Here is a 19,658-nt window from a genome sequence, read left to right on the forward strand (position 1 = left end):
TAGAGCCTTTCTGCCCGGCGGGAGCAAGAGGCGCTTCAGCGGGCCGGGGTGATCCCGCGCCGATCCAGCAGCGTCCTGGCAAGGTCCGGCGTTCCGGCGGCCATTTCACCGCGCGATGGATCGGTCGCGATGCGCGCGATCTCGGGCCGAAGCACTTCAAAGCTGGCGGAGGGCAAAGCCGCCACCAATTCCGCCATCACCCAATGCTTCCACATGTCATCTTCGGTCCGCAAGACCGCCTGAAGATGCGGCACGATCGCGGGCCCGGCCTTGCGGAGCAGCCGCACCATCGGCTCCGCCACCGGCCAGTTCATGTCCTGAACCCACGAGAGCAGGGAAGCCAGAGCCGGGTCAAGCGCCGGAAACCCCACCGTTTCCGCCCGCGCCACCGTAGCCAGATCGTGCTTGTCGCGTGGGATGCAATTGGCAATGTCCAATCCCTGACCTCCCTGTCACGAAGCTTTGGCCGACTATTCCTCGCAGCGCAGGCGCACGCAAGCCCTCTGCACCGCTGCACATCACGCTTGCATCCCTGCACCTTGCGCAGGGTCGCACCGGGGCGCATCCTGACGTTACGGCATGACAGGAGGCACCCATGGCACGTCTTCCCACCTATTTCATCTCGCACGGCGGCGGGCCCTGGCCCTGGATCCCCAACATGCGCCAGATGCTGCATTCGCTGGAGCTTTCCCTCGCCCGGATGCCCGCTGAAATCGGTGTGGTGCCCAAGGCCATCTGCATGGTCTCCGGCCATTGGGAGGCGGAGAGCTTTGCCGTCATGACCTCGCCCGCGCCGGGGATGATCTATGATTACGGTGGCTTCCCGCCCGAGACCTACAAGATCGTCTATCCCGCCCCCGGCGCGCCGGAGATTGCGCTGCGGACGGCGGATCTGATCAAGGGCGCGGGCCTGCCGGTCAGCCTCGATGCCAAGCGCGGCTTTGACCATGGCACCTTCGCGCCGGCCTATGTGATGTATCCCAAGGCCGAGGTGCCGATCTATCAGGTCTCGCTGCAGCACGGCTATGATCCGGCGGCGCATTTCGCGCTGGGCCGGGCGCTGGCGCCCTTGCGCGACGAAGGCGTGCTGATCGTCGGGTCGGGCTTGTCCTACCATAACCTGCGGCTGTTCGGGCCGGGCGCCAAGGAGCCTTCCGCCGCCTTCGATGCCTGGCTGGACGAGACGCTGAACGACACCCCCGCCGCCCGAACCGAGGCGCTGATGCAGTGGGAGAAGGCCCCCTATGCCAGGGTCTGCCATGCGCAGGAGGATCACCTCGTCCCCCTCTTCACGGCGCTTGGTGCGGCCGAGGGCGAGGTTGCGACGCGGGTCTATCACGACACCAATGTCTTTGGCGGGGTGACGGCCTCCAGCTACCGGTTCGGGTAAGGGAAGATGGGCAGATTGCCCATCCTATGCGGCCTGCGCTGCGGCCCTTGACGCCAGGAAATGCGCCAGCGGCGCGCAGGGCCGGGCGTAGAAGGCCAGCCGCAGGGCAAGGCCGGGCGGGTCCTCGGCCGGATCGCTGAGGTCTTCGGGCGGGCAGCCATCGGCGAAACCCTCGATCGCATCCGCCAGCCCATGGCCCTTGTTCAGCGTGGCGAGCCCCAGAAGCAGATGCGCCGCCAAGGCAGGGTCAGGCCCGTCGATCGCCCGCGCCGCCGCATTGGCCATGGCCAGGGCATGGGTGTCAAACCAGCCGTCGAGCGCCGCCAGCACCGCCATATCCTCTGCCGTCAGCCCCTGCCCCTCGGGCAGGCCGGCCTGCCGATGCACCGAAAGGTCGAGCGAGAGGCCACGGAACCGCTCGCCCGCCTCGCGCTTGCCGGCCATCTCTTCGGGGCGAAAGGCGCAGTGGATCACCCAGGCGAGAAACCCCAGCACCGCCGCCCGCGCTTCGGGCAGATCGGCCAGATCCCAGAGCCAGGGCAAGGCGGCATAGGTGACGGGACAGAGGTCGCCCTGATGGTGCAGCTTTTCCCAGAAGAGGTCCTGCGCCGTGGCGTCATCCCAGCACTCGGTCAGGGCGGCGAGGGGGCCTGCCACCTCGGCCAGGCCATGCGGGGCGTAAAGCCTGTTCCAGAGCGGGTCGTCCAGGTCAATCTTCATCGTCGCATCCCGGGTCGCAGCACAAGGTTAACAGAGGCCTGTATCGCCGCGCGTAGAGACGCAAGGAAGACAGAAAGAAGACCGGTTCAAGACGAGTGTTTCAAGTTTTCCGGACCGGTTAAGCCCGCGCGCTCAATGGTTTGCGCCGCAGACCGGGCAATCTGCGCGGCGGGTGATCTCGATCACCCGTGTCTCGGCATAAAGCGCGTCATGGATCAGAAGCCGCCCGCGCAGGGTCTGGCCAGCGCCGGTGATGTGCTTGACCGCCTCCATCGCCATCATGGCGCCGATGACGCCGGGCAAGGGCGCCGCCACCCCCGCCTCGGCACAGGTCGGCACCATGCCGGGGGCCGGGCGGTCGGCAAAGACGCATTCGTAACAAGGCGTGCCATGGGCCGGGTCGAAGAGGGACAACTGCCCCTCCCACTGGGTGATTGCGCCGGAAATCAAGGGCTTGCGGCGCAGGGCGGCCTCGCGATTCACCAGATAGCGGGTGTCGAAATTATCCGACCCATCGAGGATCAGGTCGAAATCGGCGAGGAGACCCGCGTTCTCCGCCGTCAGACGAAGCTGGAAGGGCTGCACGATGACAAAGGGGTTGAGCGCCGTGATCGCCGCAGCCGCCGACTGGACCTTGGACAGGCCAATGCCTTGATCCTTATGGATGATCTGGCGTTGCAGGTTGCTTGCATCCACCACGTCGTCATCCACCACGCCAATCGTGCCCACCCCCGCCGCGGCCAGATACAGAAGTGCTGGCGAACCCAGGCCTCCCGCCCCGATCACCAGCACCTTGGCCGCCTTCAGGGCCTTCTGCCCCGGCCCGCCGATCTCGCGCAGCATGATGTGGCGGGCGTAGCGGTCCAGCTCGGCTTCGGTGAATTTTCCTTTGGCGAGAACGGGTTGCGGCGCGGGCGGCGCGGCCACGGGCGGCCTGGCCCGGGCCTTGACCCGCTGCAACAGCCAGAAATACCCCGCCCCGCAAGCCCCAAGCAGGCTGAGCGAGGTCCAGACCCGCAGATCACCGCCGAGGACCTGGCGCAGGCCCTGCGCCTCGGGCAGGACGGCAAGGCCGAGGCCGCAGGCCAGCCACAAAGCCCCGATCGCGATCAGCCGCACCCGGGGCTTGGTGTCGAACAGCCAGCCCAGCACCCAAAGGCCAAGGCAGAGAAGCAGGACCAGCGTCATCCGCGCCCCGTCGACCCGAAACCGCCTTCGCCGCGTTCGGTTTCTCCCAGAAGATCAACGACTTCATAGCGCGCCTGCAGGACCGGGGCGATCACCGCCTGGGCAATCCGGTCGCCATGCTGGATCGTGTAGGGCTCGGTCCCGAGGTTGATCAGCGCCACGCCCAGCGGCCCGCGATAGTCGCTGTCGATGGTGCCGGGGGTGTTGGGCAGGCTGATGCCATGTTTCACCGCAAGGCCGGAGCGGGGCCGGATCTGCATCTCGTACCCCATCGGGATTTCAACCCTGATCCCGGTCGGCACGATGGTCCGGCGCATCGGGTCGAGGGTGAAGCCGGTGGCGCGGTCCTCGGGGCGCAGATTGGCGCGCAGATCGGCCCCCGCCGATCCGGGCGTCTCGTAACGCGGCAGGGAAAGGCTTTGGTCGGCCCAGTCTTCCCACAGCACCTTGATCACGGGCAAGTCATTCATTCTCTTCATCTTTCAGCGCCTCGGCGATCCTCGTCGCCAGTTTGCGGGCCACCTCGTCCTTGGCCATTCTCGGCCAGGCCTCCTCGCCATCGGCGCGGATCAGGGTCACGGCATTCTCGACCCCGCCCATGATGCCGGTGGCGGGAGAGACGTCATTGGCGACGATCCAGTCACAGCCCTTGCGCAGCCGCTTGGCGCGGGCATGGGCGATCACATCATCCGTCTCGGCGGCAAAGCCCACGACAAGACGAGGCCGTTGCGCGCCCTTGGAGACAGTCGCCAGAATGTCGGGGTTTTCCGCGAATTGCAGCGCAGGCGGCTGGCCCGAGCCATCCTTCTTCATCTTCGAGGGCGCGGCATTGGCCACGCGCCAATCGGCCACGGCAGCGGCAAAGACCGCGGCATCGGCGGGCAGCGCGGCCTTGACCGCCGCCAGCATCTCTGCCGCCGTCTCGACCCGGCGCAGCGCCACCCCCTCGGGCGGCGGGACCGAAGCCGGGCCGGTGACAAAGGTCACCCGCGCGCCCAGATCGCGCAGGGCGGCGGCCAGCGCCGTGCCCTGCGCGCCCGAGCTGCGGTTGGCGATATAACGCACCGGATCAATGGGTTCGTGGGTCGGGCCGGAGGTCACCAGCACATGCCGCCCGGTCAGCGGCCCATCGGCAAAGGCGGCCTTGATCGCGGCGAAGATCGCCTCGGGTTCGGCCATCCGCCCGGGGCCGAACTCGCCACAGGCCATCTCGCCCTCATCAGGGCCGACAAAACGGATGCCATCGGCGCGCAGCGTCGCGAGGTTGCGCTGGGTCGCGGCATGCTGCCACATCCGCACATTCATCGCGGGGGCCAGCAGGACCGGCGTGTCGGTGGCCAGAAGCAGGGTCGCGGCGAGGTCATTGGCCTGCCCCGTCACCATCCGCGCCATGAGATCGGCGGTGGCGGGGGCCACCACGATCAGATCGGCGCTGCGCGACAGTTCGATATGGCCCATTTCGGCCTCGGCGGTCAGATCGAAGAGGGCGGAATGCACCTTCTCGCCAGCCAGGGCGCCCACCGAAAGCGGGGTGACGAACTCGGCCCCGGCCTTCGTCAGGACCGGGGTCACCGCGGCCCCTGCCCCGCGCAACAGCCTGATCAGCAACAGGGATTTATAGGCCGCGATGCCGCCGCCGATGATCAGAAGAATGCGACGCTGTGACAGCATGGTGCCCCCTTGGATGGGCCCAAGGTAGGGGGCGCTGCGGGCGAACTCAAGCGGTAGAGCGCGCGGCCTCAGGCGAGAAAGGTCGAGGGCCCGGCGCCCTGCGCCTCAAGGCAGCGGCGCAGCTTGGCGAAGGCCGCGCTTTCCAGCTGGCGGATCCGCTCTTTCGACAGGTTCAGCTCGGCCCCGAGCGATTCCAGCGTGCGTGGCGCTTCGACCATCTGGCGTTCGCGCACGATCAGCCGCTCTCGCGGGGTCAGGCTTTGCAGCGCCGAGGCGAGGTGGTGGCGCAGGACGACGCGGTCATGGGCCTGGGCGAAAAGCTCGGCGGCCTGGGCGCGGTCATCCTCGAGGCTGTCGATCCAGGCGCGGCCCTCTTCATCGGCGGCCTGGGTCGCGTTCAGCGAGGCGTCGCTGCCGGCCAGACGCCCCTCCATCATCGCGACATCCTGCAGCGAGACCCCGAGTTCGACCGCGACGGCCGCGCGCAGCGCCGCACCCTCCAGCGCCGAACCCTGCCCCGCCGCCTCGCGCATCAGCCGCGCCTCGACCCGGCGCATGTTGAAGAACAGCGATTTCTGCGCGGTGGTCGAGCCGGTCCGCACCATCGACCAGTTGCGCATGACGTAATCCTGCAGCTGGGCCTTGATCCAGAACATCGCATAGGTCGAAAAGCGCACGCCGCGATCGGGGTCGAATTTCTCGGCCGCTTTCATCAGCCCCATCGCCGCCTCTTGCGTCAGGTCCGGCATCGAGGCGCCATAGCGGCGGAACTTGGCCGCCATCGACATGGCCAGCCGCATGTAGGAGGTGATCAGCCGGTCCAGCGCCGCCTTGTCGGCCCTGTCGCGCCAAGCGCGGGCGAGCATGGTCTCTTCCTCGGCGCTCAGCAATGCGGCAGAGCGGGCGCGGGCCGAAAGCCTGCGGTCAGCCGCCAGACTGGGGTCGGAAACGTGGTCGAGAGCCATGGCATCCTCCTTTGGCGCTGGGGTCGCGCGGGGGAAACGGGACGTTTGATTGCGCTGTCTGCATCTGATACGCAGCCGGACCATGATTGGATCCCAAGAATCTTGGATTTTGCCGAAATTAACCCTCGTCGTCGGCGGGGCGCGTTCGGGCAAGTCGCGTCTGGCCGAGCGTCTGGTGACGGGAACCGGCCTGCGGCGGCACTATATCGCCACCGCCGAGGCCTGGGATGACGAGATGCGCGCCCGGATCGCGGCGCATCGGGAGGACCGCGGACAGGATTGGGTGACCCATGAGGCGCCGCGCGCGGTGGCCGGGGTTCTGGCCGGCCTGCCTGCGACGGATGTGGTCCTCCTCGATTGCGCGACGCTGTGGCTGACCAATGTCCTGCTGGCCGAGGCGGATGTGGCGGCGGAATCTGCGGCCCTGCTGGCGGCGCTGATGGCGTCTGCGGCGCCGGTCGTGGTGGTGTCGAACGAGGTGGGCTGGGGGATCGTGCCGGAGAACGCCCTCGCCCGGGCCTTTCGCGACCATCAGGGCAAGCTGAACCAGCAGATCGCCGGGGTGGCAGGACTGGTGCTGGGGGTGATGGCGGGGCTGCCCATGGTGTTGAAGGGCCAGCTGCCCGCGGGTTTTCATCACGATCTGTGATAGGTCGAGCCACAAATCACCGCTTTGCCGCGACGGCTGGCGCCTTTAGCCTTGGCGGCAAAAGGGGATGATGATGACCTATGATCTTGTGATCGGCGACCGTGGCTATTCCAGCTGGTCCCTGCGCGGCTGGCTTCTGTTCGATGCCTTCGGCATTCCAGTGAAGACCCAACTGGCCCGGCTTTACACCGATGAACTGCCGCGGATGCTGGAAGGGTATTTCCCCGCCCGGACCGCGCCGACGATGCGCACGCCTGATGGGGTCGTGGTGCCCGAGACCATCGCGATTGCCGAGGAGCTTGCCAGCCGCCATCCCGAGGCCGGGATCTGGCCCGCGGACCCCAAGGCGCGGGCCGTGGCCCGGGTTCTGGCCGCCGAGATGCATGCCGGCTTCTCGGCCCTGCGCAACCATTGCCCGATGAACCTGCGCGTCTCTTACCAGGATTGCGCCCCGCCCGAACCGGTGCTGGCCGATCTGGCGCGGCTGGAGACGATCTGGGCCTGGGCGCGGCAGCAGACCGGCGGGACCTGGCTTGCCGGTGCCTATTCCGCAGCGGATGCCTTCTTCGCCCCGGTGGCGGCGCGGATTGCCGGGTACAACCTGCCGGTCCCGGCTGCGGCGATGGACTATGTGCAGGCGCATCTGGCGCATAATTCCTTCCGGCGCTGGCGCGCGATGGGGCTGGTCGATGGTGCAGATCAGGATTTCTACGCCCGCGACTGGCCGACCCGCGCCTGGCCCGGCCCGCGCCCCCTGGCCGCGCGGGCGGTTGCGGGGACGGAGGCGCTCAACGCCGCCTGCCCCTATTCCGGCAAGCCCGTGACCCATGTGCTGGAACTGGACGGCCGGCGCTATGGCTTCTGCAACGCCTTCTGCCGCGACAAGACCGTGGCCGACCCCGAGGCCTGGCCTGCCTTCGTGGCGCTGATGGAGGCCTGAAGCCGCAGGGGGTTTCACACCCCCTGCACCCCCGTGGGATATTTGCGGACCGATGAAGGGGGGGCCGGGGGGGATTTTCGGGCGGGTTTACCTTTCAGTAACCAACAGCGGCTAACCGTTAACCGAGGTAAACGGAGGTCGGGAATGGTGGCGCGGGCCTTTACGGTGGCCTTTGAGGGGATCGATGCCCGACTGGTCGAGGTGCAATGTGCGGTGGCGCCGGGGATGCCCTATTTCGGCGTGGTCGGGCTGGCTGACAAGGCGGTGTCGGAGGCGCGCGAAAGGGTCAAGGCGGCGCTGAACGCGATGGCGATTGCGCTGCCCTCCAAGCGGATCATGGTGAACCTGTCACCGGCGGATCTGCCCAAGGAGGGCTCGCATTTCGACCTGCCGATCGCGCTGGCGGTGCTGGCGGCGATCGAGATCATCCCGAAGGAAGAGGTCGAAGCCTTTGTTACGCTGGGGGAATTGTCGCTGGACGGGCGGGTGATGCCGGTCCTCGGCGCCCTGCCCGCGGCGATGGCGGCGGCCGAGGCGGGCAAATCCCTGCTGTGCCCGAGGGCCTGCGGGGCGGAGGCGGCCTGGGTCGGCGCGGCGCAGGTCCTGTCGGCCGCGGCGCTGAGCGAAGTGGTCGCACATTTCACCGGGCGCCAGTCCCTGCCGGTGGCCGAGGCGGGCGAGGTGTTGAGCCCGCCTGCCGGGCGGGATCTGCGCGACGTGAAGGGTCAGGAGCGCGCCAAGCGGGCGCTGGAGATTGCCGCGGCCGGCCGTCATCACATGCTGATGGTGGGCTCGCCGGGATCGGGCAAGTCGATGCTGGCGGCGCGGATGGCGGGCATCTTGCCGCCCTTGTCGGCGATCGAGGCGCTGGAGACCTCGATGGTCCATTCGCTGGCCGGGCTCTTGTCGGAAGGCGGCATCAACCGGGCGCGGCCCTTTCGCGAGCCGCATCACACCGCCTCGATGGCGGCGATCGTTGGCGGCGGCAAGGGGGCCAAGCCGGGGGAGGTGAGCCTTGCGCATAACGGCGTGTTGTTTCTCCGGCATTATGGAGCAAACTCACCAAATATGGTTATAGACTAACCGCATATGGTTATATATGATCCCGCTCATGATGAGCACAAACACCCCCAAATATGACCGCCCCAACACCGTGTCTGGCCTTGTCGCCAAACACGCGGAACTCAACGCTTTGCGGGAGAAGTACAAGAGCGAGATCAAGAAACTGACCGTGGACATAGACCACCTGGACGCGGCTATCCGGCTGTTTGACCCGCAGGCAGATACCTACGCCATAAAAGAATATGTCACCAAGCACCGCGCCGCCAAAGGCAGCGTGAAGGCATTTGTGTTGGGCTGCTTCCGTGAGGCTACCGCCCCGATCACATCGCGCCAGATCACCGAACTATGGGCGGCAGATCGCGGGCTGGCGGCTGATGAGGCAACGCTTAACACGCTGCGCAAGCGTATCGGGGCCTGCATAAAGTCGTGCGTTGAGCAGGGCTTGATCGAGGACACCGGCTGGACAACGGATCACGACATGAACGGGCCGTACAAGCTTTGGCGCCTCAAAAACTAACATTTATAATGTTGACCGGACAGCATATGCGCGGCGCTTGTGCGCGCGCTATGCCTGCGGTAGTATCGGGGCAACGAATCAAACTACAGGTCGGGCCATGGATACCAGCGCACACATCATCGGGGGGCTTCTCGATGTGGCGAAGCGGAAACGCGACGCCGCATTGTTCATGGTTGAAAAGGCAAAACGCGAAGCCGAGCGGGCAGAGATTGAGATCGAAGCATTCGAGGCAGCGCTTGCAGCTGTTAGCGCATCTGACCCAGCCCCCTATAGTGCTACGCCTCCTTCGGCTTCTGCCCCCACTATTAGGCACGGCGGTATCGTGAAACGGACCAACTTTCCGCCCCCCGGGTTGCCCGTTTCTTTCACTGGCAAGTGGGTCGCAGTATTCCGCGACATGTTTAACAACGCGGTTGAACCATATAGTTATGATGATGTAGTGAGCGCAGCTGCCCGCCAAGGCAACAATAGCAGCATTGGAAGCCTGCGCGCCCAAATGATGAAGGCCGTAGACAGCGGGTTGTTTACTCGCGTGGAGGCCGGGAAATTTTCGATTACTGAACAAGGGATGGCGCTTATCGGCGCGGATGTCCCAAATGAGAATGGGCCACCCGAGGGCGGCCCAGACGCTGAGGAAGTTAGCGCTTCCTCTGAACAGCCTGCGCGGAACGAGGATGGGCCTCCGCGCAGCTTGTTTCCCTAACCCATGGGGCCAGACCGGCACTGGTAGTTGCCGGGGAAGGAGGTAGCCAGGATGCGTCCGTATCCTGTCGGGTGGGTGGCCTCATCAACCACGTCGCCCCTTCTCATATTATGAGAAAACGGGCGGGGCGAAAAGCCCCGCCCCTTGTTTTTATGTTAAATGGCCTAGACTGTCAAGGAATCCATGTGGGAATCCAGCGCGTTAAGGAAGTTAGCAGAAAATCTAGCTGCTTGTTGGGCTTATCGCCGTGTTAGTTAAGCGCGGCGCTGCCAGTAGCCGCACCAAGCCGCCGACTTCGGAGCGGCGGCAGTAGCAGCAACCAACATCGCAAACTGAGTGCCATTAGAAACGCGGTTGGCATCCTCACGCCATGCCATTTCAGCGGCATAGGCCCCAAGATACTCCCCGGCGATATGATGGTGGGTGCCGATTTCAGCGCGGCGCAGGCGAGAGAAGAAGCTTTCCGCCATGTTGGTGCAAGCGCCATCCTTGGAATAGGCCACGTCATGGTTGATACGCTTTATCGGGAAGTGAGCGGCCAGCTTGTCCCAGTGCGCAGCCTGATCCGCGTGAACGGTGGTGCCGGGGGCCACATTGGCGCGGACCAGTGCGACGCCTTCGGCCTCTGACTTGCCTACGGAGGTAACGGTGCGGCCATTGGTTTCTCGGATCACCAGCACAACTTGGCGCTTGCCGGACTGGTTCCGCTTCAAGCGGCGGTCCTTCCGGTCTGCCACTTCATTAGCAGGCTTCACATAGCCGCCAAAATAAGCGCCATCAACTTCGACATTACCCGACAGAGCGCCATCTTCACGGGCCAACTCTATTGCTTCGCGGACCTTATGCAGGAGAATGAAGGCAGTCTTGTAATCGATTGCAAGATCACGGGACAGTTGCAGGGCGCTGTAGCCCTTGGCCCCGTTCACGAAGATGGCGATGGCTGCAAGATAGTCGCGGATCGCCAACTTACGGCTGGCGAAGGTGCAGCCACTCGTGATGCTGAACTGCTTATAGCAGTCCTTGCACTTGTAAACAGGGCGGGTTTTCAGGTCATAGGAATCGCACGAGCCGCATTCCGGGCAAACAGGTTCGCCATCGGTTTCGGCCCAGCGGATTTTTCGGAACGCAGCGCGGGCTTCCTCATCCGACATACGCATGACCTTGACCAGCGAAAGGGTCTTGGCGGCGGGCGACAGGAGGAAGTGTTGCGACATGGCGTATAACCTTATATGGTTATACTGATATGCCATTGGACAACGTAGCAGTCAAGGTCTATATTCACCATATCCGGTTATTTTGGAGCCGCCCATGAATATGATCGACAAGACGCATCGACCCGCGCCGCCGACCCCGACCGCCCGCAAGGACGACCCGATAAACGTTGACTATGAGGAGCGTGCCAAGCGCCTGCTGCGTGAGGCGATGGACGCGAGGGGGTTGACTGTCGCCGAACTGACCGACCGCCTTAAGGGGATAGGCGTTGCCATGAGCCGGGGCGGTGTCGCGAACAAGATAAGCCGTGGCGGGTTCAGCGCCGCGTTCTATCTGATGTGCATGGAGGCTATCAGGACTGATCCTCTTATTGATTGATGGCCAGCACCACCATGCCAAGCCAAAGTACCTGCACCAGTAGGCTAACCGAACTGCGTAGTTAGCCGAGAACGCGATGCGTGGCCCAGTTAGCCGCGCCAAGAAGGGATACCGGAAGAAGATGGCGTGAGGTATTGATTTACCCCACGCCATCCTGTAGTGTGAGGTAACTAGATACCCCAGGAGAGATTATCATGATCGTGCGAGACGCAATAATCATCATTGGCGACACGCCAGTCCAGATGAGTGCGGACGAACTCCAAGGATTTACCGGAAACCAGGTGTTCACTAAGGACGATCAATTCTCCAAAGCAGTGATGGCAATGCTATCCGATCCGTATCCCTCCGCGCCCGATCATAACGGGAACATGGGCGACAAACCCGCCTTGCCCGCCGTGGGCTGCGATAGTTCCATCTGCGCTGTATAGGTTCACCTCAACCGTACAGGACTTGCCATTTACTTTATAGGAAAAGACCACTTCACCTCTGCTATCAAGCAATTCATATCCCTCGCTATCAAGGCGAGGGCGTTTGGTCCATCCAGTCGGTGTCGGGCCTTTTGGAAAAGTGTCAACTATGGTTCCCATGCCTTTGTCGTGTAGGTAGATCCGACCATTAAATATGTGTTCGCCATCCACGATTATCCCTTCTAGCCAAATATCATTTCCGCCCTTTTCCCCTATCTCAAAATAGTCGCAATGATTTGACATCAATAGAAATTCTGGATCGCCGGGCTGAACGTTAATCCAGTTTCCATCCAAAGTTACAGCCAAAGTGCCGCCTCCACGAATCATGGTTAAAGAGGTGCTGATTATGAGGGCCACAGCGCGTGAGTCTACACCTCAAAAATGTCTGCCCTAGCCGCCACACTACCGCCGCATGTGGTCCTTCTCGCCATCACCTCTACCGCCTTCCAGGCCAGCCCTGGCGTCACCTTATGGATACGCCGCGCGCTTTGGGCCACACGAAAGATCCCCTCTTGGCTAAGCCAGCCGAGTTAACCTTCTGTTAACCAGTCTAGGTTATCCTCTCTCCCCATAGGAGGCCATCATGCCAACAGACCCAGACACCACCGTAGAGATACACCGCGTCACGACGCGCGCGCTCCTTGAGGCACTCAAGAAGGCGCGTCGCGTGCAGGAGGAGCAGAAGGAAGCCGCTCCGGCCAAAGTTATAACCATATTTGGTGAGTTTGCTCCATAATGCCGGAGTTTCCCCGCCCCGTGCTGGAGACCCTGCGCCAGCCGATCGAGACGGGCGAGATCGTGGTGGCCCGGGCCAATGCCCATATCCGCTATCCCTGCCGCTTTCTGCTGATCGCGGCGGCGAACCCTTGCAAATGCGGCTATATGACCGATCCGGCGCAGGCCTGCGCCCGGGTGCCTCAGTGCGGCGAGGATTACCTCGGCCGGATTTCGGGCCCCTTGATGGACCGATTTGATCTGCGGATCGAGGTGCCGCCGGTGGCCCATGCCGACCTCGACCTGCCGGCCTCTGGCGATACCTCGGCCGAGGTCGCCGCCCGGGTGGCCAGGGCGCGGGGCGTGCAGACGGCGCGGTTTCGCGACCAGCCCGGCGTGCGGGTCAATGCCGAGGCCGAGGGCGGCCTGCTGGAGGAGATCGCCGCCCCGGATGCCGAAAGCCGCGACCTGCTGGCCCGGGTTGCCGAGCGCTTTGGTCTGACGGCGCGCGGCTATCACCGCGTGCTGCGGGTCGCGCGCACCATTGCCGACCTTGCGGGCGAGCGCGACCTGCGCCGCCCGCATGTGGCCGAAGCGGTCAGCTACCGGCTGACGCTGAGCAAGGGCTGAGGCGGTTCAGCCCCGGGCGGCGATCTTGGCCTCGATGACCTCCCAGATCCGGGCGGAAACATTGGTGCCATCGAAACGGTCCATCTCCTGGATGCCGGTGGGCGAGGTCACGTTGATCTCGGTCAGGTAATCGCCGATCACGTCGATACCGACGAAAACTTGGCCCTTCTCGCGCAGGGTCGGGCCGATGGCAGCGCAAATTTCCAGATCGCGCGGGGTGAGGCCGATCTTTTCCGGCCGCCCGCCGACATGCATGTTGGAGCGGGTCTCGCCGGCCTGGGGCACGCGGTTGATGGCGCCGACGGGCTCGCCGTCGACGAGGATGATCCGCTTGTCGCCCTTGGAAACGTCGGGCAGGAACTTCTGCACGATCAAGGGCTCGCGGCTCATCGAGGTGAAAAGCTCGAAGAGGCTGGAGAGGTTGCGGTCGCTCGGGTCAAGGCGGAAGACGCCGGCGCCGCCGTTGCCGTAAAGCGGCTTGAGGATGATGTCGCCGTGCCGGGCCTTGAAGGCGCGGATCGTCGCCAGGTCACGGGCGATGGCGGTGGGCGGGATGAGGTCGGGAAACTGCAAGACAAGCAGCTTTTCGGGGCAGTTCCGAACCCAGAAAGGATCGTTTACCACAAGCGTCTTGGGATGGATCATGTCCAGAAGATGGGTCGTGGTGATATAGCCCATGTCGAAGGGCGGGTCCTGGCGCAGCCAGACCACGTCGTAATCGGCGAGATCGACCTCGACCTCATCGCCATAGCTCACATGATTGCCGATCTCGCGCCGCAGCGTGATCGGGAAGCCGCGCGCGGTGACACGGCCCTCGACAAAGGCCAGACGGTCGGGCGTGTAGAAAAACAGCTCATGCCCGCGCGCCTGCGCTTCAAGCGCAATGCGGAAGGTGCTGTCTCCGTTGATGTTCACGGACCCGATCGGGTCCATCTGCAGGGCAACTTTCAGAGCCATGACCATCTCCTTGATCTGGCCCCCTTGATGACCCAGCCGCGCGCCGGATGCAATTGATCAGGCGCAGCTCACGCCGCCAAAGCATTCTCGATGATTTCGATCCGCCCCATCGCATCGACCAGCGCCACGTCAAAGCGCATCTCGGTGTTCTGGCCATTCGGCTCGCCGCCAACAAATTCCGAAGCGGTCGCCATGATCCGCTGCATTTGCCCCCAGGTCAGATGTTCAGCGGCAAGCGCGTGGCTGCTGCTTTTCTTGACCTCGATGAAGACGACGCGGTCGCCTTCGCGGGCGATGAGGTCGATTTCGCCGATGCTGCCGCGCCAGCGGCGGGCAATCACCGGGCGGCCGGAGCGGTCGTAGATCTGGCTGACCTGATCCTCGGCGGCCAGCCCCGCATGATAGGCGATCTCCCCGCGCTGCGCAGAAGCCGAAGCGCGCTTGCCCCCCGCCCTCATTTGCGCCCCTCGAGCGAGAGGGCCAGTTGATAGACCTCCCTTCGCGGCAATCCGAAAGCCTCGGCCACCTGGGTGGCGGCATCCTTGCTGGACTGGGTTTCAAGCGCCAATTTCAAAGCCTGCTCCACGGTATCGGCATCCGCCGCGACCGGTTCGGCCCGGTCCACCACCATCACGATTTCGCCCTTGAGATCGCGCCCCGCCACGCTTTCGGCCACTTCGGCCAAAGTCCCGCGCGTGACCTCTTCGAATCGTTTGGTCAGTTCTCGGCAGAGTGCGGCCTGGCGATGTTCCCCAAGTGTTTCCATCATATCACGAAGGCAGGCCTCGATGCGCCTGGGAGATTCGTAAAATACGAGCGATCCCGGCACCTGGGCGAGGTCCCTCAGGGCCGATTTGCGGGCTGCGGATTTGGGCGGCAGGAATCCGGCGAACAGGAAGCGGTCGGTCGGCAGGCCGGAGACGCTGAGCGCGCAGAGGAGCGCCGAGGGGCCGGGGGCGGCGAGGACCTTCAACCCTTCGTCGATCGCGGCGCGGGCCAGCTGGAAACCGGGGTCGGCGACCAGGGGCGTGCCCGCTTCGGAGGCATAGGCCACGGATTTGCCCGCCTTCAGCGCCTCGATCAGGCGGGGGCGCATCTGGTCGCCGTTGTGGTCGTGATAGGCAAGGACCTGCCGCCCGTTCAAGGGCACGCCGTGGATCTCCATCAGGTGGCGCAGGGTGCGGGTGTCTTCGGCGGCCAGCACATCGGCGCCGGCCAGAATGTCGAGCGCGCGCAGGGTGATGTCGCGGGCGGCGCCGATCGGCGTTGCGATGAAATGCAGGCCGGGGGCCACGCTGCCCGGGTTTGGCGTCCAGTTCCCCATGATCCGCGTCCCGCCTTTCGTTGTCCTGGTCTTCAAACCGCCCACCGGCCGAAGTTTACTTCATCTGAGGTTCCGCTTACTCTGCATCTGGTCAAGGGGCGAGGGGAGATCGGGCAGATGCCCGGGACCCTGGCCCCGCAGACCGGGTTGGGGTCACAGGAGTTTTCGATGGTTGCCTTTCTGTCACGCACGCGTGCAACACTTATTCGTCTGGCGGCCGGTTTTTGCGGCCTTGCCCTTTTGTCGGCCTGCGATACCGCTCCGGCGGTCACGGGTGGGACCGGCGCCTATGACGGCGCGCCGGTGGCGGTGGCGCTGCTGGTCCCCTCGGGGTCGGGCGAGGCCACCGATGACCTGATCGCTCAAGGTCTGGAAAATTCCGCGCGGATGGCGATTGCCGATCTGGGCAATGTGAAGATCGACCTGCGGGTCTATCAGACCGCCGCCAACCCCGACACCGCCGCCGCCATGGCCAGCAAGGCCGTGGATGAAGGCGCCAGGATCATCCTCGGCCCCTTCTATGCGCTGGAAACCAACAAGGCCGGCGCTGCCGTGGCCGGGCGCGGGGTGGATGTGCTGAGCTTCTCCAACAACCCGGGGATTGCCGGGGGCAATGTCTTCATCCTCGGGCCGACCTATGAGAATACCGCGGCGCGCCTCGCCTCCTATGCCGTCTCCAAGGGGCTGAGCCGCATCATGATCGCCTCGGACCAGAACGCCGCCGGCGATGTCGGCAAGGCCGCGATCCAGAGCGCCGTCTCCGCCGCGGGCGGCACGATCGCCGCCGTGGGCAGCTATGAGTTCAGCCAGAACGGCATCGTCCAGGCGGTGCCGCAGCTGGCGGCCTCGGCGAAATCCTCGGGCGCCAATGCGATCTTCTTCACCGCCAATACCGCGGGGGGCCTGCCGCTTCTGACCCAGCTTCTGATGGAGAATGGCATCAACCCGGCCAGCACGCAGTATATCGGCCTGACCCGTTGGGACATTCCGGCCGCCAACCTGACGCAACCGGGCGTTCAGGGCGGCTGGTTTGCCCTGCCCGACCCCGGCACGTCGCAGCAGTTCCTGGCCCGTTACCAGACCGCCTATGGCGCGGCGCCGCATTCCTCGGCCGGGCTCGCCTATGACGGCATCGCCGCCATCGGCGCGCTGATCAAGCAGGGCGGACCGGGCAGCCTGAACCCTGCCGGCCTGACGCAAGGCGCGGGTTTCGCCGGGGCCAATGGCATCTTCCGCCTGCGCAGCAATGGCACAAACCAGCGCGGCCTGGCCGTGGCGCAGATCGTCAACCAGCAAGTCACCATCATCGATCCCGCCCCGCGGGCCTTCGGCGGTGCCGGGTTCTGAGGTGCGCTTGACCGGTCAAACTCAGGTCAAACCTGGCACGCCGCGCGCCGAGCTTCTGCTGATGCCCGCGGAGACGATCCTCGACCTTGCGGCGCTGCGGCCCCTGGTCTTCGCGGCCTGCGCCACCACCTCGGACGAGCCCCGCGCCGCGCGCAGCGCGGTCGGGGCGGTCCTGTCGCAGGCCAAGGCCGCCGCCAACGAGCGGCTGGAAAAGGCCTATACCGCCGATCCGCGCAACGCCCTGCCGCTGATCCATTCGCAGGCCCGGATGACCGACGGCCTGGTCCTTCTGGCCTTCGAGGCGGCGCAGGCGCTGCATCCGCTGCAACTGGCCAGCGATGCCGAACGGCTTTCGGTGCTGGCGGTGGGCGGCTATGGGCGGCTGGAAATGGCGCCGCATTCGGATGTGGACCTGCTGTTCCTTTACCCCTGGAAGATCACCGCCCGCGCCGAAAGCGTGATCGAGACCCTGCTCTACATCCTGTGGGACCTGAAGCTGAAGGTCGGCCATTCCAGCCGCACCGTCAAAGACTGCATCCGCCTCGGGCGCGAGGATATCACCATCCGCACCGCCCTGCTGGAGCATCGCCATGTCACCGGCGATCTGGCCTTGGCGCGCGAACTGGATGACAAGCTCTGGTCCGAGCTTTTCCGCAACACCGGGCGCGAGTTCATCGAGGCCAAGCTGGTCGAACGCGCCGCCCGTCACAAGCGGCAGGGCGGCCAGCGCTATGTGCTGGAGCCGAATGTCAAAGAGGCGAAGGGGGGCCTGCGCGATCTGCAGACCCTCTACTGGATCGGCAAATACCTCAACCGCGTGCCCTCGGCCGAGGGGCTGGTGGCGGCGGGCCTGCTGACGGCCGAGGAATTCGCCATCTTCCGCCGGGCCGAGAACTTCCTTTGGGCGGCGCGCTGCCACATGCATTACATCACCGGCCGCGCCACCGATCAGCTGAACTTCGACCTTCAGGTCGAGGTGGCCGAGCGGATGAACTACCGCGACAGCGGCGGGCGCCGCGCGGTCGAGCATTTCATGCAGGATTACTTCCGCCACGCCACGCGCGTCGGCGAACTGACCCGCATCTTCCTGACCGAGCTGGAGGCGCGCCACGTCAAGCCCGCCACCAAGCTGATCGGCTTTCTCAACCGCCGCAAGGTGGGCCCGGGCTACCGGATCGAGCTGGGCCGGATCGATGTGACCGATCCCAAGCGCTTTCTCTCTGACCCTTTGAACATGCTGCGGATCTTCGAGGAATCGCTGCGCACCGGGCACAAGCTGCACCCCAATGTGATGCGGCTGGTCGCCTCGAACCTTGCGCTGATCGACGATTCCGTCCGCGACGACCCCAAGGCCGCCAAGGTCTTCCTGTCGATGCTTCTGGACCACGGCAACCCCGAACGCGCCCTGCGCCGGATGAACGAGCTTGGCGTGCTGGCCGCCTTCCTGCCCGAGTTCGAAAACATCGTCGCGATGATGCAGTTCAACGTCTACCACCACTACACGGTGGACGAGCATATCATCCAGTGCATCTCTTGCCTTGCCCAGATCGAGCGGGGCGAGCTGATCGAAGAGCTGCCGATCGCTTCTGGCATCCTGAAATCGGGCGTCAACCGCCGGGTGCTTTATGTGGCGATCCTGCTCCACGACATCGGCAAGGGAAGGCCTGAGGACCACTCGATCATCGGGGCGCAGCTGGCGCGGCGGATCTGCCCGCGGCTGGGCCTGACCGCGGAAGAGACCGAGACCGTCGAATGGCTGGTGCGCTATCACCTTCTGATGTCGGACATGGCGCAGAAGCGCGACATCGGCGACCCGCGCACGGTACGCGACTTTGCCAAGGCGGTGCAGACCCGCAAGCGGCTGGACCTTTTGACCGTGCTGACGGTCTGCGACATTCGCGGTGTCGGCCCCGGCACCTGGAACAACTGGAAGGCCATGCTGCTGCGCCAGCTTTACGGCCAGACGACCGAGGCGCTGGAAGGCGGGCTGGAAAGCTTCAACCGCGAAAAGCAGGTCGGCGAAAGCCGTGCCGCGCTGATGGCCCGCCTGACCGACTTTACCACGGCCCAGATCACCCGCGAAAGCAACCGGCATTACGACCCCTATTGGCAGGGCCTGACCACCGACACGCTGGAGGTCTTTGCCCGCCAGCTTCTGGACCTCAAGAACGACGAGATCCGCATCGACCTGCGCCCCGAGCCCGAGCGTGACGCGACCCGCGCCTGTTTCGCGCTGGTCGATCACCCCGGCATCTTCTCGCGTCTGGCCGGGGCGCTGGCGCTGGTCGGCGCCAATGTCGTCGATGCGCGGACCTATACCTCGAAGGACGGCTATGCGACCGCCGTCTTCTGGATCCAGGATTCCGAGGGCCACCCTTACGAGATCAGCCGCCTGCCCCGCCTGCGCGGCATGATCGACAAGACCCTGAAAGGCGAGGTGCGGCCGCGCACCGCGCTGGCTGATCGCGACAAGATGAAGAAACGTGAACGCCAGTTCCGCTTCCCAACCCATGTGACATTCGACAATGAAGGCTCGGAGATCTACACGATCATCGAGGTCGACACCCGTGACCGCCCGGGCCTGCTGTACGATCTGGCACGGACCCTTGCGGCCAATAACATCTACATCGCCTCGGCGGTCATCGCGACCTATGGGGCGCAGGTCGTCGATGTCTTCTACGTCAAGGACATGTTCGGATTGAAACTTTACGCCAAGCAACGCCAGGAGGGCCTCGACAAGAGGCTGCGGCAGGCCATCGCCGAAGGGGCGGAGCGGGCGCAGGGATGACAGCCGGCTGAGATCAGGGGCCCGCAGAGGCCAAAC

At 64.8% G+C, this 19,658-nt stretch carries 19 protein-coding genes and 2 pseudogenes; 10 read left to right on the forward strand and 11 right to left on the reverse strand.

Going from position 1 to position 19,658, the window contains the following annotated elements; all coding sequences use genetic code 11:
* Positions 1-35: 35 nt before the first annotated feature.
* Complete coding sequence (locus AC1DZT_RS12750; protein ID WP_478007019.1) at positions 36-437, reverse strand: DUF5071 domain-containing protein; 402 nt, start codon at positions 435-437, stop codon at positions 36-38.
* Positions 438-595: 158 nt separating this feature from the next.
* Here AC1DZT_RS12750 and AC1DZT_RS12755 point away from each other — a divergent pair, with 158 nt between their 5' ends.
* A complete protein-coding gene (locus AC1DZT_RS12755) occupies positions 596-1,390 on the forward strand; it encodes a DODA-type extradiol aromatic ring-opening family dioxygenase (RefSeq protein WP_478007020.1) in 795 nt (264 codons plus the stop codon).
* 24 nt (positions 1,391-1,414) lie between these two features.
* Here the strand turns inward: AC1DZT_RS12755 and AC1DZT_RS12760 are convergent, their stop codons facing one another.
* The 5 genes from AC1DZT_RS12760 to AC1DZT_RS12780 all read right to left on the reverse strand — a co-directional run bounded on the left by AC1DZT_RS12760 (position 1,415) and on the right by AC1DZT_RS12780 (position 5,934).
* On the reverse strand, positions 1,415-2,110 hold the full coding sequence (locus AC1DZT_RS12760) for a hypothetical protein (RefSeq protein WP_478007021.1): 696 nt from the start codon (positions 2,108-2,110) through the stop codon (positions 1,415-1,417).
* A gap of 132 nt (positions 2,111-2,242) precedes the next feature.
* Positions 2,243-3,298: a HesA/MoeB/ThiF family protein gene (locus tag AC1DZT_RS12765; protein WP_478007022.1), complete on the reverse strand. Its 1,056-nt coding sequence runs from the start codon at positions 3,296-3,298 to the stop codon at positions 2,243-2,245.
* Positions 3,295-3,768, reverse strand: coding sequence for a dUTP diphosphatase (dut, locus tag AC1DZT_RS12770; RefSeq protein WP_478007023.1), 474 nt, complete (start codon positions 3,766-3,768; stop codon positions 3,295-3,297). The genes AC1DZT_RS12765 and dut overlap by 4 nt, the downstream gene beginning before the upstream one ends.
* Entirely contained in the window at positions 3,761-4,969 is a 1,209-nt protein-coding gene (gene coaBC, locus AC1DZT_RS12775; RefSeq protein WP_478007024.1) for a bifunctional phosphopantothenoylcysteine decarboxylase/phosphopantothenate--cysteine ligase CoaBC, read from the reverse strand. Before coaBC ends, dut begins: the two co-directional genes overlap by 8 nt.
* 68 nt (positions 4,970-5,037) lie before the next feature.
* Positions 5,038-5,934 (reverse strand): RNA polymerase factor sigma-32, encoded by an 897-nt coding sequence (locus AC1DZT_RS12780; protein WP_478007025.1) that lies wholly within the window; start codon positions 5,932-5,934, stop codon positions 5,038-5,040.
* 82 nt (positions 5,935-6,016) lie between these two features.
* Between AC1DZT_RS12780 and cobU the strand changes: the two genes are divergently transcribed.
* From cobU to AC1DZT_RS12805, 5 genes and pseudogenes are all read left to right on the forward strand, one after another.
* On the forward strand, positions 6,017-6,583 hold the full coding sequence (gene cobU / locus AC1DZT_RS12785) for a bifunctional adenosylcobinamide kinase/adenosylcobinamide-phosphate guanylyltransferase (protein WP_478007026.1): 567 nt from the start codon (positions 6,017-6,019) through the stop codon (positions 6,581-6,583).
* A 73-nt stretch (positions 6,584-6,656) separates the two neighbouring features.
* Complete coding sequence (locus tag AC1DZT_RS12790; protein ID WP_478007027.1) at positions 6,657-7,523, forward strand: glutathione S-transferase N-terminal domain-containing protein; 867 nt, start codon at positions 6,657-6,659, stop codon at positions 7,521-7,523.
* Positions 7,524-7,667: 144 nt separating this feature from the next.
* Positions 7,668-8,573, forward strand: a pseudogene (locus AC1DZT_RS12795) (YifB family Mg chelatase-like AAA ATPase); the annotation flags it as partial.
* A gap of 61 nt (positions 8,574-8,634) precedes the next feature.
* Entirely contained in the window at positions 8,635-9,102 is a 468-nt protein-coding gene (locus AC1DZT_RS12800) for a hypothetical protein (RefSeq protein ID WP_478007028.1), read from the forward strand.
* 97 nt (positions 9,103-9,199) lie between these two features.
* A complete protein-coding gene (locus AC1DZT_RS12805; protein ID WP_478007029.1) occupies positions 9,200-9,805 on the forward strand; it encodes a hypothetical protein in 606 nt (201 codons plus the stop codon).
* 254 nt (positions 9,806-10,059) lie between these two features.
* On the opposite strand, the gene AC1DZT_RS12810 is transcribed toward AC1DZT_RS12805, so the two are convergent.
* A complete protein-coding gene (locus tag AC1DZT_RS12810) occupies positions 10,060-11,019 on the reverse strand; it encodes an IS1595 family transposase (protein ID WP_478007030.1) in 960 nt (319 codons plus the stop codon).
* Between the two features lie 94 nt (positions 11,020-11,113).
* On the opposite strand from AC1DZT_RS12810, the gene AC1DZT_RS12815 reads away from it, so the two are divergent.
* On the forward strand, positions 11,114-11,395 hold the full coding sequence (locus AC1DZT_RS12815; RefSeq protein ID WP_478007031.1) for a DUF6471 domain-containing protein: 282 nt from the start codon (positions 11,114-11,116) through the stop codon (positions 11,393-11,395).
* 326 nt (positions 11,396-11,721) lie between these two features.
* Here the strand turns inward: AC1DZT_RS12815 and AC1DZT_RS12820 are convergent, their stop codons facing one another.
* The gene (locus tag AC1DZT_RS12820) at positions 11,722-12,168 is read right to left on the reverse strand and encodes a hypothetical protein (protein WP_478007032.1); all 447 of its coding nucleotides are present in this window, start codon (positions 12,166-12,168) and stop codon (positions 11,722-11,724) included.
* 432 nt (positions 12,169-12,600) lie between these two features.
* Here AC1DZT_RS12820 and AC1DZT_RS12825 point away from each other — a divergent pair.
* Positions 12,601-13,206 (forward strand): annotated as a pseudogene (locus AC1DZT_RS12825) (ATP-binding protein); the annotation flags it as partial.
* A gap of 6 nt (positions 13,207-13,212) precedes the next feature.
* On the opposite strand, the gene gshB reads toward AC1DZT_RS12825, so the two are convergent.
* The 3 genes from gshB to rsmI form a co-directional block, all read right to left on the reverse strand.
* On the reverse strand, positions 13,213-14,163 hold the full coding sequence (gene gshB / locus AC1DZT_RS12830; RefSeq protein ID WP_478007033.1) for a glutathione synthase: 951 nt from the start codon (positions 14,161-14,163) through the stop codon (positions 13,213-13,215).
* A 68-nt stretch (positions 14,164-14,231) separates the two neighbouring features.
* Positions 14,232-14,621 carry a YraN family protein gene (locus AC1DZT_RS12835; RefSeq protein WP_478007034.1) on the reverse strand — a complete coding sequence of 130 codons (390 nt, stop codon included), beginning with the start codon at positions 14,619-14,621 and terminating at the stop codon, positions 14,232-14,234.
* Positions 14,618-15,487, reverse strand: a complete 870-nt coding sequence (rsmI, locus tag AC1DZT_RS12840; protein ID WP_478007035.1) for a 16S rRNA (cytidine(1402)-2'-O)-methyltransferase — start codon at positions 15,485-15,487, stop codon at positions 14,618-14,620. The genes AC1DZT_RS12835 and rsmI overlap by 4 nt, the downstream gene beginning before the upstream one ends.
* A 168-nt stretch (positions 15,488-15,655) precedes the next feature.
* Between rsmI and AC1DZT_RS12845 the strand changes: the two genes are divergently transcribed.
* Both AC1DZT_RS12845 and AC1DZT_RS12850 read left to right on the forward strand, forming a co-directional pair.
* On the forward strand, positions 15,656-16,834 hold the full coding sequence (locus AC1DZT_RS12845) for a penicillin-binding protein activator (protein WP_478007036.1): 1,179 nt from the start codon (positions 15,656-15,658) through the stop codon (positions 16,832-16,834).
* Positions 16,835-16,895: 61 nt separating this feature from the next.
* Positions 16,896-19,622, forward strand: a complete 2,727-nt coding sequence (locus AC1DZT_RS12850) for a [protein-PII] uridylyltransferase (RefSeq protein ID WP_478007405.1) — start codon at positions 16,896-16,898, stop codon at positions 19,620-19,622.
* Positions 19,623-19,658 lie beyond the last annotated feature (36 nt).

It is taken from the genome of Rhodobacter sp. P1_C2 (genome assembly GCF_056406375.1).

Bases quoted from the DNA above. Each gene is read 5' to 3' on its own strand.
- AC1DZT_RS12755 (WP_478007020.1), top strand. From the start codon at position 596: ATGGCACGTCTTCCCACCTATTTCATCTCGCACGGCGGCGGGCCCTGG.
- AC1DZT_RS12760 (WP_478007021.1), bottom strand. From the start codon at position 2,110: ATGAAGATTGACCTGGACGACCCGCTCTGGAACAGGCTTTACGCCCCG.
- AC1DZT_RS12765 (WP_478007022.1), bottom strand. From the start codon at position 3,298: ATGACGCTGGTCCTGCTTCTCTGCCTTGGCCTTTGGGTGCTGGGCTGG.
- dut (WP_478007023.1), bottom strand. From the start codon at position 3,768: ATGAATGACTTGCCCGTGATCAAGGTGCTGTGGGAAGACTGGGCCGAC.
- coaBC (WP_478007024.1), bottom strand. From the start codon at position 4,969: ATGCTGTCACAGCGTCGCATTCTTCTGATCATCGGCGGCGGCATCGCG.
- AC1DZT_RS12780 (WP_478007025.1), bottom strand. From the start codon at position 5,934: ATGGCTCTCGACCACGTTTCCGACCCCAGTCTGGCGGCTGACCGCAGG.
- cobU (WP_478007026.1), top strand. From the start codon at position 6,017: ATGATTGGATCCCAAGAATCTTGGATTTTGCCGAAATTAACCCTCGTC.
- AC1DZT_RS12790 (WP_478007027.1), top strand. From the start codon at position 6,657: ATGACCTATGATCTTGTGATCGGCGACCGTGGCTATTCCAGCTGGTCC.
- AC1DZT_RS12800 (WP_478007028.1), top strand. From the start codon at position 8,635: ATGATGAGCACAAACACCCCCAAATATGACCGCCCCAACACCGTGTCT.
- AC1DZT_RS12805 (WP_478007029.1), top strand. From the start codon at position 9,200: ATGGATACCAGCGCACACATCATCGGGGGGCTTCTCGATGTGGCGAAG.
- AC1DZT_RS12810 (WP_478007030.1), bottom strand. From the start codon at position 11,019: ATGTCGCAACACTTCCTCCTGTCGCCCGCCGCCAAGACCCTTTCGCTG.
- AC1DZT_RS12815 (WP_478007031.1), top strand. From the start codon at position 11,114: ATGAATATGATCGACAAGACGCATCGACCCGCGCCGCCGACCCCGACC.
- gshB (WP_478007033.1), bottom strand. From the start codon at position 14,163: ATGGCTCTGAAAGTTGCCCTGCAGATGGACCCGATCGGGTCCGTGAAC.
- AC1DZT_RS12835 (WP_478007034.1), bottom strand. From the start codon at position 14,621: ATGAGGGCGGGGGGCAAGCGCGCTTCGGCTTCTGCGCAGCGCGGGGAG.
- rsmI (WP_478007035.1), bottom strand. From the start codon at position 15,487: ATGGGGAACTGGACGCCAAACCCGGGCAGCGTGGCCCCCGGCCTGCAT.
- AC1DZT_RS12845 (WP_478007036.1), top strand. From the start codon at position 15,656: ATGGTTGCCTTTCTGTCACGCACGCGTGCAACACTTATTCGTCTGGCG.
- AC1DZT_RS12850 (WP_478007405.1), top strand. From the start codon at position 16,896: ATGCCCGCGGAGACGATCCTCGACCTTGCGGCGCTGCGGCCCCTGGTC.